A 15,029-nucleotide genomic window follows, 5' to 3' on the forward strand; every position below is an offset into this window, starting at 1 on the left:
AGATTCAAGGCATGAATTCTAAAATTTCCCTTCTCATGGCTGCGGTGGTTCTGCAGAGCGGCTGCGCCACACTTTCAGGTACCAGTGACACCAGCAAAGAGCGCAATGACTTTATCGACGTTGCGGCCTTTCCGGATTGGTTTCAGCAGGCAATGAAGCGAGAGTCAGACGATGAAACCACCTCGGTTCTGGATATTCACTATTACAATATAAATACCCCGGTGAAGGGCGAAATTACGCTGCTGTATGAAGACGAGCGTCTGCTGAATTACGCCATCGACTTCGGTGCGGATGCGCCCGCCGAATGCTACGTTATTTATGAACACAGCGGCCTCTCAAATACACTGAATAAACTCACCGATGTTCAGATTGCGACCGTTGCCGAAAATAACCAGAAAGACCTCGTCAACCGCCTGACCTGGGCACTGAATGTGGGCATGGTCACGGATACTCCTTATCTGTCTCTGGACACTCTGCTGACTCTTGAGGCTGATGGTGAGAGAGTTCTGGGCATGGTTAAATCCCGTGCCGCTCAGACCAACGACAGCCTGCAGGCGTGCTTCCATAATTCGGTGGGATATCGCGACAGTTTTGACGCTGTCTTTGAATCTTTTGTCAGCGCATTTACCGACGGTGAAACCAGCCCTGAATTTTTCGAAAACATCGTCACCCTGTCACTGGCGGACCGCACCATTGGTTACGCCCGTGAAAAATACACTCTGGATGCCGATGGCGACATCGCGGGCACGAAAGACACCGCTCTGCTGATTCCTGTAGATCCGGGCAACCTGATGAGTTCTGATTCAAAAGTACTCAGCTGGGCCCGCACTGATGGCACATTAATTAACCAGTTTAATACCTCGGTCGACAACGGCGAACTGTCTTCCCGCTACCTGATTCAGAACGATGGCGCGCAATGGCAGGTCGAAGGTGAACTGCAGAAAAAGCCGATAGCAGCGACGCTCGATTATCAGGGACCACTGGTGTCTGATTACGGGCACTACCTTAAATACGTCGACCTGCTGAACAGTGAAGCGCCTGAGCTGAGCGTCTACGGCTGGGTAGCCGAAGCCGACCCGACCAGTGCGATGGAAATCCGCCTGGAGAAGGCAGATGCCGCCGATCACAATATGGTGATGTATGCCGGCCCGTTGACGGTTAATTTTATCGCCAATGAAGACGGCACGTCAGAAACTGGATCACTCACTCAGGGCCCGGTTGTTTTCAGCTATCAGAAAATTTACCAGAAAGGTGAGCCACAGCTGCCATGAAACTGGCTCTGCTGTTTCCGCTGTTAATCAGCATGACGGTATCAGCATCCGACTGGCTGATACCGATCAGTCAGGTCAGAACTGAACTTGCTCAGGGGCAGGGCCTGCCGCTGGGCAACACCATCCAGTTCCGGATTGAAAACCCGGGTGCTCAGAAAATTTCAGAAAATCTCTCTGACTACCAGGGCATCAATGCTGAGATAACAGGGCATAATCAGCTCGATATTACTCTGGATAAACACCACGTTTTCACCGGCGGCATTTTACCGCGCCACCGACACAGCAGCTTTGTTATCGATTTTGACGAGCCCAGCGCCGTTGGTATGACCGAGCAGTTTAAGAGCCAGTATGCGGCGCCATTCCGCATCAAGGATATTGCAGAATTTATTTCTGTATTTCTCGATAAACCATCTCTGATCCATGGCTTTAACATTGCCTCAAAGGTTGCCGTTTCGAAGGCAGGTGACTGTACCGAATACGCGGTGCTGACAACGGCACTGGCCCGTGCTCTGGGCTTTCCTGCTCGCCTGATGGTGGGTACCACGCTGATTGAAGAGCAGCGGTTTGTGCTTGGTTTCGGTCACGCCTGGACCGAAGTATATGCAGACGACAAGTGGCAGATACTCGATGCGGCGCTCTACACGGCAAACAAAACACAACGCTTTTACCTTCCCATAGCAGAGCTGAGCAACGAAGGCCCCGGGTTTAGCCTGAGCCTGATCTCAACGATTGGCCTCAGCCCCGCGGCACTGCAGGACGTCCGTTCAGTACCCTGACCTCGGAATACCAGTGCGTCGCTGTCTGTTGCTGATCGAACTTCCAGCCCAGTTGCTCGCAGAGTTTTTCCGTCAGGGCTAAGCCCAGGCCAAACCCCAGGTCTGCGACACTTTCATCGCCATCTGGCGACTCCAGCGTGTTCACCACGGTAACAAGGTCGCCAGTCTGCCGGATCTCTACCTTCCCCGCCCAGGTATGCTGAAAGGCGTTACGGATCAGGTTACCAAACACAATGCGTGCGGCGGCTTCGGGCAAGGTGCTGGTGTGCGCTTCAGTAGTGACCTCCAGTTCAACGTCTTTCCCCTGCAGCAGATACTTAAGCTCTTCGGCCAAAGACTCCAGCAACTGATCAAGTTGCACATCCGTCTGCGGAAGGTCTTCGTGGTCCTCCCGGCCCAGCCACAACAGAGTTTCTGTCAGGTGCTTCATGGTCAGGCTGGCGCGGTCGATACGCTCAATCGCAGCCAGCTCTTTCGGGTTCGTTTCTGTTTCAGCGCTGCGTTGTTTCAGAGTTGAAATAAGCTGGATGTTGTTGCGGATAACGCTGATCGGCGTACGTAACTCGTGGCTGGCGTGGCGCAGGAATGTCTGCTCACGGTCCAGAGCATCACGAACACTGACGAGGCTGTTGCGAACAATGGCGGCAAACTCATTCAGGTCGCGATAACGGAAATCAGGAATTTCCTGCTGAAGGCTGGTTTCGTTCAGACTCCGCGCCCAGGCACCCAGCTCGGTCACAGGCTGTGTCATCCGGCGCCACAGCCACCACACCAATAGTGAAATCAGCAACACACTGCCCAGCCCGATGGCCGCAAGCACCTTGAGCGAGCCAGTGACGTTTTCAAACACGAGTTGAGAGACTTTGTCCGGCGACACCTGATAACTGACGTAGTAGCGTTCGCCCGCCTGCTCTGTCATCAGGTAAAAGTACATCTTTCGATCGTTCTCATCCGCGCTCTCACCTTCGCTCTGAGCGTCATCGTCGATACGCAGTTGCTGAAGTTGATCGAGTGTCTTCGGAGGCTCAGCAATGTGTGTCGTCATATCCTGCGGCTGGCCCTGCCACGTCGGTGTCACCCGGAAACTGGAATAAATACTGTGCCCACTGACGAACTCACCACGCGATTCCGCGACTGCTGCGCGCACCAGGTTTTCGGTGATCAACGTGTCCATGCCAGCAATAAGGTAGCGCGAAGAAAGAAGGCTGTACCCGACGACAAGAATCAGTGCCACGCTGGCAAAGGTCAGCATAAGCACGGCACGCAGACTCAGATTGGGTGCTTTCATTCGCTCTTACCCGTATTCGCATTACCTGCATCAGCAGCATCGCGGTCAGAGGGATTCACCAGCGCAAAACCGTATCCTGTCACTGTCTCAACCATAGACGCATCAGCACCACCATCGATGACTTTACGCAGATGATGCATATGCACTTTGAGTGGATTGCTATCCGGCGGCACATCCCCCCAGACCTGCGCCTCAAGCTTCTGACGGGATACCGCCGCAGGGGCCGCACGCATCAGAGCTTCGAGAAGCTGCCATCCAATTGGAGAGATTTTTAATACGGTACCCGCGCGGCGGACTTCATGACGATTCAGGTCCATGCTCAGATCGCCAACACGCAATAACTTGCTCTGACCACTGCGCCGCCGGGCCAGTGCATGAATGCGCACCTCAAGCTCGGCGAGTTCAAACGGCTTCACCAGAAAATCATCGGTGCCCGAATCAAAGCCCTCCAGTTTGTCCTGCAACTGATCCCGCGCCGTCAGCATAAGCACCGGAATATCCTGCCCCTGCTCGCGCAATGTGCGGCACACCGTTAAGCCGTCGATGCGCGGCAGGTTGAGATCCAGCAGCAGTACGTCGTAGCGATTTTCAGACAGTAGCTGCAAGCCCTGAGCGCCATTCGCGGCGTGATCGCAGCGCAGGCCAATCAGTTCCAGATAATCGACAACGGTAGCGGCCAGATCGCGGTCGTCTTCGACCAGCAGAATGTCAGTCATCAGGCCTCGGCTCCTTCGGTATTATCGGTATGCTCAATAGTAGAACTCCCTTTGATCCAACGCTGCAGCAGGCGTGCAATGTCTTCCTGAATTTTCACCAGCGCCGGAATCAGAATCAGGGTAATCACGGTCGCGAACACAATACCATAGGCCAGCGATACCGCCGCCGGAATCAGAAACTGTGCCTGAGTAGAGGTTTCACCCAGCAGCGGCATCAGACCCGCAAAGGTAGTCGCAGACGTCAGCAGTACCGGACGCAGACGACCAGTACAGGCAGTGATCATGGCCTGACGATGATCTTTGGTGTTTTTCACTTCTTCATTGTACTGGCTGACCAGCAGCAGACTGTCATTAACCACCACGCCCGACAATGCGATCACCCCGTTCAGCGAGAGGATGCTGAGCGACAGATCATTCAGCCAGTGGCCGAGAATAGCCCCCACAATACCAAACGGAATCGCAGTCATAATGATGACAGGCTGAATGTATGACTTCAGCGGAATCGCCAGCAAAGCATAGATCGCCAGCATAGCCAGCAGGAACATGGTCACCATTGACGACGAGGTCTCCTGTTGCTGTTCGGCTTCACCGGCGAAGTGAATATCCAGCCCCGGATACTGGGCCTCCAGGTCCGCGGCGGCGGTGGCTTTGAGTCGGGCCACCAGTTCCGTCACCGACGTTGTGTCTTTATCAACGTCAGCGGTGATGTAGACCGCGCGCTTGCCATCAATGCGGGTGATGCTGTCACGGGCGAAACCGTACGTCGCTGTCGCCACCGACGACACCGGTACAACGTCGCCGTTCGGCGTACGCACGTTGGCATTCAGTACGTCGGCGATACTGCCGCGTGCGGATTCCGGATAACGGACCTTCACTTCGACTTCATCGCTGCCACGCTGATAACGCTGCGCGACCTGACCACTGAACGCCTGATAGACCTGCGAAGCCAGCTCATCCGTGGTCATGCCCAGCGCTTTGCCCTGCTCGGTTAATGCCAGATTCAGCTGCGGCATGGTCGGCGTCAGGTTGTCTTCAATACCGCTGATCGCAGCAATCGCCTGCAGCTGAGTTTTCAGCGCACCGCCAGCCTGACTGAGTACGTCGTCATCGCTGGAGCGCAACTCTATCCGCAAGGCATCGACCATACCGCGTCGACTCTGAATACTCAGGGTGCGCGTCCCCTCGGGTTCGGTCGTGCTCTCGCGCCAGCGACGGGTAAACTCCGCCAGTGTGTATGGCGCATCTTCGGTCAGCTCTACCGTAACACTGCCCGACTGATCCGCCTCAGAGATCACCTGCAGATTGGCGATACCGATGTCACCCGAATTCGCCCCGCTAACACCATCGATAACACCATCGCTACCGGCCAGCTCGTGCGCCACACGAAACGCATTTTCTTCAAGCTGACTCAGGCCTTTATGAGTCAGCCCGTAGCTGACGTCCTGCTGCATAGTGAGGCTGGCGGTGATGGTCTCGGCCGGGACGTCCGGGAAGAAACTGATGCGCACCGTGCCGTTAAACGGCATTGAAATGACCAACGCAAACACCCCCACACCGATCAGCAGCACGGCGTAACGAAGACGAATCGCGTGCTCAATGGCTGGCGTGTAGACCTTCTCGTTAAAGCGGGCGAGCAGGCGGTCGGCACCGTTCTGCAGCGACTGCCAGCTACGGCTGAGCAGGTTGCGCTTTTCTCCGTCACGGTGGGTTTTCAGGTGCGCCAGATGCGCAGGCAGAATCAGCTTGCTCTCGACCACCGAGAGCAACAGACAGATAGTGACGACCACAGCGAACTGGGCATACAGCTGACCCAGCATGCCGCTGGTCTGCGACAAAGCCGCAAAGGCGGCCACTGTAGTAAACACGCCGAATAAGGTCGGAATGGCCACCGCCATGGTGCCGCGAATGGTGTTGCCCAGGGTATCGCCGTACTTCTCCCGTGTGGTGTATACGCTTTCACCAACGACCACCGCGTCATCGACGACAATCCCCAGGGCCATGATAAAACCGAACGTCGTAAATTCGTTCAGCGACAGGCCGGTAAAACCATCGCCCATAAAAAACAGAGTCCCGAAGAAAATAAACGGCAGGCCCATCGCCACCCAGAAAGCGACTTTCAGATTCAGGAACACCGCCAGCAACAGAAACACCAGCACAATCCCCATGACCGCATTTTCGCCCAGCAGGCTTAACCGGCTGGTGATGTTTTCGCTGCTGTCGCTCCAGCTGGTCAGTGACACGCCGGCGGGCAACTTGCCATCGGCCTGCCATTCTTCAATCACTTGATGCACCGCGGTGACGGTACGCACAACGTCATCGGTGCCCGTGCTGACCACCTTCAGGGCCAGGCTGTTTTCACCGTTAAAACGTGACAGGACCGGCGTGGTGTCATCAAAAGTATCGCGGATATCCGCCACATCGCCGAGGCGGACCACCCCTTGCCCATTGGTACTGACCAGCGGAATCTGAGCAAACTGTGTGGCGTAATAGGCCTGTTGCGACGCCTGCACCTGCAGGTAAAGACGCTCGTGGCGCAGAATGGCGGTAGACGAAGTCGACGATGACTGGTTAATCGCATCCTGAACGTCCGTCAGAGACAAACCGTAGGCCTGCAGTGCCGCATCTTTGATCTCAATCGCCATCACCGGGTCGACCCAACCCGAAAAACTGACACGACTGATATCACTTTCCGCCAGCAGATCCGCCTTCAATTGACGACCCAGCTGTTGCAGCGTCTGGCGGTCAGCGTTGCCATAAAGCTGCAACGTAATGGCATCGGATTCCCGCTCGCCCTTTTCGACCACGGCTTTTTCAGCGGTAGAGGGCAAATTAGAAACGCTGTCGACTTTGTTTTTCACATCCGTCAGCAAGGCATCCAGATCGTAATCTGACTGGCGCTCGACTGTAATGGTCACGCCACTGCTGTTCGACGACGAGGTGATGGTCTTTATACCCGTCACACCCTCAAGCGCCTCTTCAATTTTGATCGCGACGCCTTCTTCACTCTGCTGCGCCGAGCCACTCAGATACGTCACCGAGACCGTAATCGTGTCCGGTTCAGACGCCGGAAACGCCTCTTTGCGCAACTGACCCGCTGTGAGCAGGCCAGCGACAATGACCATAATCATCAGCAGGTTGGCGGCAACCGGATTAGCGGTAAACCAGGGAATAATTCCGCGTGCCTGTGCTTCATTCGCCATCGCTATTCTCCTGCTGTGGATTCACGCTCATGCCGGCGCTGTAACTGCTCAGTGGCTGTACCAACACGTGAGCGCCATCAGTCTGATCACCCACTGGCGTGACGTAGATATGTTGGTTATCTGAAAATTTCACCTGAGCCGGCCAGGCAGCCAACAGGTTGTCGTCAGAGACTGTCCAGATTTCGCCGCGCTGGCTCAGCGCCGAGGCTGGCAACTGCCAGAGGCCGCTCATTTCCGCACCTTTGAGGCTGACGTTAACGAAAGTCCCCGGAAACAGCGGCGTCGCCTGAGTCAGTGGCTGATCCACCGAGACAATCAGAGAGCGCTGGCGGGTGCTGGTGTCGAGATGTTTGCCAGTGTGGCGGACATAGCCTGTCCACTGAGCTATATCCTTTAAACCATCGGTAGAGCCAGCAGAATCACTGGCAATCAGGCTCACCGGATAGTCGTCACCCAGCAGCTCGGCCTCAGCAGGCAAGGCGGCCCACTGACTGGCCGACAAGGGCACGGAGATATCGACCCGCTCTGCCCCAAGCAGACTGCCAAGCTCACCTCCGGCCTGAACATAGCTGCCCGGGGCGATGCTGCGACTGACAACAACAGCATCAAACGGCGCAACGATGGTGGCGCTTTCGAGGTCACGCTGCGCTGCTTCAAGCGCGAGGCGCGCACTGTCGACTTCGGCCTGCGCCGCCTTCAACTGAGGCTCGCGCAGCACCAGGGGTGACAGGGGGTCATTACTGATGCCAGAAATAGCCCACTCTTCCCGCGCCTGATCATAAGACTGCTGCTCTTCGAGATAACTGACCTCCGTCGTCGCCAGTGCATTACGCGCTGATTCGACGTCCGCCTTCAGCTGGCTGTCATCCAGCTGAGCGAGGGCTGTCCCGGCCTTCACCCACTGCCCGGCATCAAACGCTGCGGCCACAGACTGAACCTGTCCGCTGACGCGGCTGCTGAGTGTCAGCTCATACTGGGCAGTCACGCTGCCGGAGCCTGTGACTTCCGCACGATAGGTGGCGGGCGATACCGTCACGACCGCCACGGTTGGCGTTTTAGTCGCCTGAGGTGCCGGTGGCTGCTGCATGGATGCCTGATACGACGACATGCGCGCACTGTTGTAGACGAAGACACCCGCGACAAACACACCGGCGATAACGAGCGCGGCACCGCCGCTGAGTTTACGATTCATAAGATGCTCCAAGACCCAGCGCAGAGGCCAGGGTGATGCGATTGCTGAGGCGGGTAAAAATCAGAGTGTCGAGCTGCGATTCGAGGTCGTAGGTTTCCTGCTGTACGCTCAACAACTCAAGGATGGTGGCATTACCGGCACGGTACTTTTCCTGATAACGGCTCAGGGCCTGTTGCTGCTGCGCCAGCGCCTGACTCACATACTGCGAGCGTTCGGCTAACGCCTGTTCGTTGTCCAGGGCGGTGCGCACTTCTTCCACCGCGTTCAGCAGAGTTTCGCGATAGCTCTGGTACTGAATGGCGGTTTCAAGTTCAGCACTTTTCGCCGCCGCTCTGAGCTTGCCCCCCTGAAACAAAGGCGCGGTCAGCTGACCAAGAACCGACCAGACGGGGTCCGTCAGCAAGGCTGCTGAGGGGGAATCGGCGACGTCCTGCAGGGCCGCCTGAAGATCAATACGGGGCAGCAGATCTTTGTAGGCCACACGGGCATTGCTTTCTGCGACGGCGATGCCGTGGTAGGCCGCCAGCAGATCCGGGCGGCGGGCCAGTGTCTGCTCAGGCAGTGTGATCGGAGCGGATGCCACCTGCGGGTAGTCAGCAGGCACCTGATAGTGTGTATCCGCCGTGTCGCCCGTGAGCGTGTTCAGCGTTAATTCCGACTGACGCACCGACTGCTGCAGCTCACGTACGGATGCACGAGCACTTAGCGTCGAGCTGCGGGCACTGTCGAGATCGTCCAGCGCGCTCAAACCACGCTGATAACGTTGCACGATAAGGCGCTCAACCGTTTCGAGGCTTTGCAAGCGACGCTGCTCAATTTCGAGTGCGCGCTGATCAGCCACCAGACTCAACCAGGTGTTCATCACCTCGGCCGCCAACGCATCGCGGGCTGCCTGATACGTGGCCTGTTGTTGAAACAGCGTCTGCTCGGCGGCGTTAATGCCATCTTCGATCTGGGCCCAGAGATCCAGCTGCCAACTGAGCGTCAGCGAACCTGTGTACTGGGTATCTTCGCCAGCATTTTTACTGGCGCTGAGCCCGGCTTCAGCGGTTGGGTAACGATCAGCACGGGTCTGACGCAGGCTAAGGTTAGTCTGCTCGAGCGCCAGCAAGGTCTGTTGCAGCCCCGGGTTATTCGCCAGCGCGCGCCGCACCAACGCATCGAGATCGGCGTTCTGAATGAGATCGGACAACTGGTTGGGTGCTGTTTCGGGTGATTCTGAATAATCCGTCTGAACATTGGCCCAGTCCGGCACACCGGAAACCAGCTCATCCACACGACCGGCATATTCACCGGACGGCTGTGACGAAGAAAACGTCGCGCACCCCGTCAGCGTCAGGCTGAGCACAAGTACGGACAATACAGATTGTTGATTCATGGTCTGTCCCTCTGAGGGCAGGATTAAGCATTCAGAGGTCAGATTAACGGGAGGGGGGGTTAAGACCGGGTTAAGAGATTTAACCCAGTCTTAGAGGGGTGGGTTATCCGTGGCGCGCCATTAGCTCAGTCAGGTGACGACTCAGGCTGTCGAGCGCGCCTGACACTTCGCTCAGACGGTCGGCATCCTGCAACGCAGCGCGACTCGCCTCGTTCAGGCCACTGATATTGCGCGACACATCATCCATGCGCACCAGCTGCTGACGGGTTTTTTCCGCCGTCCGCTCATTCATTTCCGACACCGACACCACAGCTTCGTGCACTTCACCCAGCGCTGCGCTGACGTTAGTCATGGCTTCCTGATTCCGATGCGTAAGCTCCTGGCTGCGACTGATCGCATCCACCGCCGACTGAGTGCCACCCTGGATATTCTGAATCATGGCCTGAATTTTCTGCGCTGATTCCTGTGTCATGTTGGCCAGACTGCGCACTTCATCCGCCACCACCGAGAATCCACGACCATGCTCACCCGCACGCGCAGCTTCAATCGCTGCGTTCAGAGCCAGCAGATTCGTCTGCTCAGCAATGCCTGAAATAACCTGCAGCACCTCACCAACTTTAACGCTGTCATCTTTCAGGCGGGAGATAGTCTCAACCACCATTTCCATCTGCTGAACCGAGTCATTCACTGCCGTGCTGGAGGCCTTCACATCGGCTCCGATGCCGGTGGTTTTCTCTGCGGCATCGCGGCTCTGCTCCAACAGTCCTGTGGTCTGCTCACCCACAGCGTTCAGTTCAGAAACGGTTTCGCTGATGTGGTTGTTTACTTCATCGACTGTTTTCTTCTGCTGCTGCAGACCAGAACGGGTCTGAGCGGCAATACTGGTAAGGTTGTCAGCATTACTGCGCAGACTCTTCACCGCATCATCAATACTGTGCTCCAGTTCATCCCGCGCCTGTGCTGCATCGCGGAAGACGCGTAGCGCACGGGCCATTTCTCCGATTTCATCGTTCTTATCGGCATAGGGGACACGGGTGCCGCTATCACCGCCGGCCAGAGCCGACATCCGCGCGCTGAGACGACGTATCGGTTTGCTGATGGTCCAGGCAAGAAAGCCAGAAAAGCCCACCGCCGCAATCGCAAAAGCAATCGCCATAAGGGCGGTATTCCGCCCGGTCTCATCCATCTCCTGCTGAGTACTGGTCGCAAACACACGGGCACCCGCCACCGTATCGGCCACCAGAGTATTAATCGCAGCTTCGAGCTGAGTGCCCCGGTCTGCCGTGGCGATGGCGGAAGGCAGAGCCGTCGAATTACTGGCTGAGAGGCGAGACAGCATCTGTTGTTTCCAGCCCTCTGCCAGCGTTCTGGCTTCTGCAGCGGTCGCTGCGAGTTGTGGCTGCCCGGACGACAGAGACTCCACCAGAGCAAGACGCTCAGAGAACGTCCGGTAGAGGCGCTTGAACTCCTGATCGACCTCCGAGCTGTTCAGCGGTTGTATCATCGCCAGCACACCCGAGGTGTAGTCCCGCACATCGCGGAAAGCATCCCAGGCAGCCCGACTCTGGTCTACCGCCTGAATCGTACGTTCACTTTGCTGCAACATCTCGCTGCTGCGCTCGGTAAAGCCTGAGAAGAAGCCCCACAACGCAAGGTTATAAAACAGAATCAGTCCACCAAAACTGACCAGCAGGCGCGTAATAATATTCATCCTGATCTCCTTGAATTACAGCGGCAGCGCTGGCAATGACATTGGCTGATCTTCGCCCTGAAGCGTTCCCAGAAATGCCTTCAGGTCTTTCATATCCTGCGGTGTCATCGGCACGGGTTTCATATCGGGAGAGCGCGAAGGGCGTGGCACCCCGCCCGACAGATAGTGCACCAACACTGCATCGAGATTAGGCAGAGAGCCATTGTGCATGTAAGGGGCACGCTGCGTGATATTGCGCAACCCCGGGGTTTTGAAAGCATGACGGTTAAGCTCGTCTGAAGGATCAAACGCGTAACGCCCCAGATCTTCCGTGGGCATGCCAATGTCGTGGAACTTGTTGTCGGTGAAATTCCAGCCGGTATGACACGCAGAGCAGCCCGCCTGACCGTTGAACAGCTCGAATCCTCGTTTGGCAGACTCCGGAATCGCCTCTTCATCACCTTCGATCCAGCGATCGAACGGTGCCTGACCTGACACAATCGTGCGCTCGAAGGTCGCGATCGCCCGGGCAATGTTCTCTGGCGTAATCTCGCCACCGAAAACCTGATCAAAATACGGCTGATAACCCGCGATGCCTTTCACCCGCGCAATCAGCACATTCAGCGGCATATTCATTTCAACATCCGCCTGAATCGGCCCCAGTGCCTGCTCCTCCAGCGAGGCCGCGCGGCCATCCCAGAAGTACTTGTTGCCCCAGGCAAGATTCAGAACCGTTGGGTTATGGCGGCCCAACTGAGTATTCAGTGCCCCAACAGCAAGCGGCATCGCCTGCTCCCAGCCAAACGACGGGTTGTGACAGGTCGCGCAACTGATGTTCTGGTTAATGCTCAGGCGTGGATCGAAAAACAGCATCTTACCCAGAGCCGCCTTTTCCGCCTGATACGGGTTATCCGCCGGAAATGGAATCGTATCCGGACGCTTATACTTGGCTTTTAACTCGTCAGAGCCAGCCGCTGACATATTCGCAACCACCGCCAGAATGACGGCTACCAACCAATGTTTCATATGCTTCTGCCTGATGCGTAGATGGGCACAGTTACATTCAGACTAGAAACGACCTGCAGACTCGTCAAAAGGGTCTGCAATGACTTTACTGGCATTGGCGCAGAAGGCCCGAGAGGCGTACAAAATGAAACAGGTGTGGCTGAACCTGCACTGGTGCTGAGTTTCCAAACGGCCTACCTTAGCCAATACAACAGGAGTAAAAACATGAGTGCCACATTAAGCATCGGGGAACTGTCGAAGCGCAGCGGGCTGGCTGCCTCAAAGATCCGCTTTTATGAAAGCATTGGGTTACTGCGCATGGTTAAGCGTAAAGCCAATGGCTATCGGGAATACCCGCCTGAAGCCGCCATTGCACTCAGCCTGATTACAACCGCTCAGAAAGCCGGATTCAGCCTCGATGAATTGAAAGGACTGATGCCGGCAGATCTTGATCACTGGGATCACGATGCGCTGGTTGAATCACTGGAAACAAAACTCAAAGAAGTTGAAACCCTGATCGCCAGCCTGGAAGTGAGTCGTGCGGAGCTGAAAAAAGTATTAGGTCAACTGAATGCCCGCCCGGATGACATTACCTGCACCGACAATGCCCGCCGTATGATTAACGAACATATGAGTCAGGCAACAAATACTCAGATCGTTAAATAACAGCCAATACCGCTCTGGCCGTGGCCGACGCAGACCCCGGATTCTGCCCCGTGACCAGACGGCCATCCGTCACCACATTCGAGGCAAACGGCAGCCAGGTTTTCTGGTAATCCGCACCACGGTCTTTCATTTCCTGCTCGCAGTTGTACGGCACTTTCTTTGCGACGCCGGCTAACACTTCTTCGGTCCAGGAAAAGCCGGTCAGTGAGCGCCCGCTTACGACAAGCCCCCCTTCAGAATCAGGAATATTCAGCAGGCCACAGTAGCCATGGCAGACTGACGAGACCACTCCACCGTGACCCCAGATACCGCTGGCGAGCTGCTGCAGGCCAACATGATCAGGGAAATCGTACATCACCGCATGACCGCCGGTGTAGAACACCGCATCAAAGTCGGCAGCGTTCAGATCTTCCGGACAGGGCGTATTCTCCAGCAGGCTCATCTTCGCCGGGTCGTTCAGCCAACGCTTAGCAGACGCATCCAGCGCCGGCCACTTTAACGAGCGTGGCTCCAGCGGCACCTTGCCGCCTTCCGGGCTGACCAGAGTCTGCTGATAGCCAGCCGCCTCGAACACATCCCAGGCGTGTGTCAACTCAGACAACCACAGACCGGTCGGATGATCAGTACCCAGATAACGGTCTACATTAGTAACTACATGAAGAATGCGCTTTGTCATAATTCTCCTGTGTGGGCTCCGGCTCTGTCTGTGGATTACAAGGCACTGTAAGTCTGAAGTAAGGTTTAAGGTCAACCCCGATTGCCAAGCTTGACCTTAAAGTAATCTTCAACGTTAAAGTGCCCGTCATCGGAATAACCATAGCAATAATTCAAAAGAGGCAGCGACCATGCAGACCATACTCGGAGCCAACGGCCAGATAGGACGCGAACTCGCCCGCGAGCTGAAGCAGAACTTCACCAGTGACATCCGCCTCGTCAGCCGTAATCCACAGAAGATTAACGACACCGACACTCTGATGAGCGCCAACCTGCTGGATGCTGATCAGACGCGGGATGCCGTCGCCGGGTCTGACATCGTCTACCTGACGGCAGGCCTGCCGATGGATACCGAGCGCTGGATTCGCGAATGGCCACCGATCATGAAAAACGTGATTGATGCCTGCGCCTTCCATAAGGTGAAACTGGTGTACTTCGATAACACCTACATGTATCCGCAGACCGACACACCGCAGACCGAAGACACACCGTTTAAACCACATGGCGACAAAGGCCGCATCCGCGGCGCCATTACCGGACAACTGTTAGAGGCGATGAGTGCGGGGCGTGTAGAAGCCTTGATCTGCCGCGCGCCTGAGTTTTACGGCCCGGGCCAGACCCAGAGCATCATAAATGGTCTGGTGCTGGATGCATTGGTCGCAGGCAAAAAACCGAAAGTCTTCCTTCGTGATGATACTAAGCGCACTCTGATATATACGCCGGATGCATCTCGCGCTATGGCACTGCTCGGCAATACACCAGATGCTTATGGCCAGACCTGGCACCTGCCATGCGACGACAATCGCCCGACCTACAAAGAATTCATCAGACTCGCCGCCGATGCTTACCGGCGCCCATACGAATACACAGTTCTGAAACCCTGGCTGCTGTGGATCGCCGCGAAGTTTAATCCTCAGCGGCGTGACGCCAGCGAGTTGCTGCCGCGCTATAAACAAGACAATATCTTCGTATCGGATAAATTTAAGAAACGTTTTCCTGACTTTAAAGTCACCACCTTCAGTGAAGGGCTGAAAGCCACCGCGGCAGAGCAGAAACACTGACACCCCCCTGTAACGCTTGACCTTCAACCGTACTTCAAGGTGAGCATAGAGCCTCAGTTCAGACACAACCGA

At 56.1% G+C, this 15,029-nt stretch carries 12 protein-coding genes; 4 read left to right on the forward strand and 8 right to left on the reverse strand.

Annotated features, from left to right (window positions below):
- The first annotated feature begins 11 nt into the window (after positions 1-11).
- Positions 12-1,271, forward strand: coding sequence for a hypothetical protein (locus Q1L85_RS00265; protein WP_300424589.1), 1,260 nt, complete (start codon positions 12-14; stop codon positions 1,269-1,271).
- A complete protein-coding gene (locus tag Q1L85_RS00270) occupies positions 1,268-2,047 on the forward strand; it encodes a transglutaminase-like domain-containing protein (protein WP_300424590.1) in 780 nt (259 codons plus the stop codon). Before Q1L85_RS00265 ends, Q1L85_RS00270 begins: the two co-directional genes overlap by 4 nt.
- Here Q1L85_RS00270 and Q1L85_RS00275 read toward each other — a convergent pair.
- The 7 genes from Q1L85_RS00275 to Q1L85_RS00305 all read right to left on the reverse strand — a co-directional run bounded on the left by Q1L85_RS00275 (position 2,007) and on the right by Q1L85_RS00305 (position 12,537).
- Positions 2,007-3,335: a HAMP domain-containing sensor histidine kinase gene (locus tag Q1L85_RS00275; protein ID WP_300424592.1), complete on the reverse strand. Its 1,329-nt coding sequence runs from the start codon at positions 3,333-3,335 to the stop codon at positions 2,007-2,009. The two genes, Q1L85_RS00270 and Q1L85_RS00275, sit on opposite strands and share 41 nt — an antisense overlap.
- On the reverse strand, positions 3,332-4,051 hold the full coding sequence (locus Q1L85_RS00280; protein WP_300424593.1) for a response regulator transcription factor: 720 nt from the start codon (positions 4,049-4,051) through the stop codon (positions 3,332-3,334). The genes Q1L85_RS00275 and Q1L85_RS00280 overlap by 4 nt, the downstream gene beginning before the upstream one ends.
- Complete coding sequence (locus Q1L85_RS00285) at positions 4,051-7,251, reverse strand: efflux RND transporter permease subunit (protein ID WP_300424594.1); 3,201 nt, start codon at positions 7,249-7,251, stop codon at positions 4,051-4,053. The genes Q1L85_RS00280 and Q1L85_RS00285 overlap by 1 nt, the downstream gene beginning before the upstream one ends.
- The gene (locus Q1L85_RS00290) at positions 7,241-8,443 is read right to left on the reverse strand and encodes an efflux RND transporter periplasmic adaptor subunit (protein WP_300424595.1); all 1,203 of its coding nucleotides are present in this window, start codon (positions 8,441-8,443) and stop codon (positions 7,241-7,243) included. The genes Q1L85_RS00285 and Q1L85_RS00290 overlap by 11 nt, the downstream gene beginning before the upstream one ends.
- Entirely contained in the window at positions 8,433-9,821 is a 1,389-nt protein-coding gene (locus Q1L85_RS00295) for a TolC family protein (protein WP_300424596.1), read from the reverse strand. Before Q1L85_RS00295 ends, Q1L85_RS00290 begins: the two co-directional genes overlap by 11 nt.
- A gap of 103 nt (positions 9,822-9,924) precedes the next feature.
- On the reverse strand, positions 9,925-11,532 hold the full coding sequence (locus Q1L85_RS00300) for a methyl-accepting chemotaxis protein (protein WP_300424598.1): 1,608 nt from the start codon (positions 11,530-11,532) through the stop codon (positions 9,925-9,927).
- A gap of 15 nt (positions 11,533-11,547) precedes the next feature.
- The gene (locus tag Q1L85_RS00305) at positions 11,548-12,537 is read right to left on the reverse strand and encodes a cytochrome-c peroxidase (protein WP_300424600.1); all 990 of its coding nucleotides are present in this window, start codon (positions 12,535-12,537) and stop codon (positions 11,548-11,550) included.
- Between the two features lie 204 nt (positions 12,538-12,741).
- On the opposite strand from Q1L85_RS00305, the gene Q1L85_RS00310 reads away from it, so the two are divergent.
- The gene (locus Q1L85_RS00310; RefSeq protein WP_300424601.1) at positions 12,742-13,182 is read left to right on the forward strand and encodes a MerR family transcriptional regulator; all 441 of its coding nucleotides are present in this window, start codon (positions 12,742-12,744) and stop codon (positions 13,180-13,182) included.
- On the opposite strand, the gene Q1L85_RS00315 is transcribed toward Q1L85_RS00310, so the two are convergent.
- Positions 13,175-13,858 carry a type 1 glutamine amidotransferase domain-containing protein gene (locus Q1L85_RS00315; RefSeq protein WP_300424602.1) on the reverse strand — a complete coding sequence of 228 codons (684 nt, stop codon included), beginning with the start codon at positions 13,856-13,858 and terminating at the stop codon, positions 13,175-13,177. The genes Q1L85_RS00310 and Q1L85_RS00315 overlap by 8 nt on opposite strands.
- Positions 13,859-14,027: 169 nt before the next feature.
- On the opposite strand from Q1L85_RS00315, the gene Q1L85_RS00320 reads away from it, so the two are divergent.
- Entirely contained in the window at positions 14,028-14,957 is a 930-nt protein-coding gene (locus Q1L85_RS00320) for an NAD-dependent epimerase/dehydratase family protein (protein ID WP_300424604.1), read from the forward strand.
- Positions 14,958-15,029: the final 72 nt, after the last annotated feature.

Source organism: uncultured Thalassolituus sp. (genome assembly GCF_950066645.1).
Taxonomy (GTDB): domain Bacteria; phylum Pseudomonadota; class Gammaproteobacteria; order Pseudomonadales; family Oceanobacteraceae; genus Thalassolituus.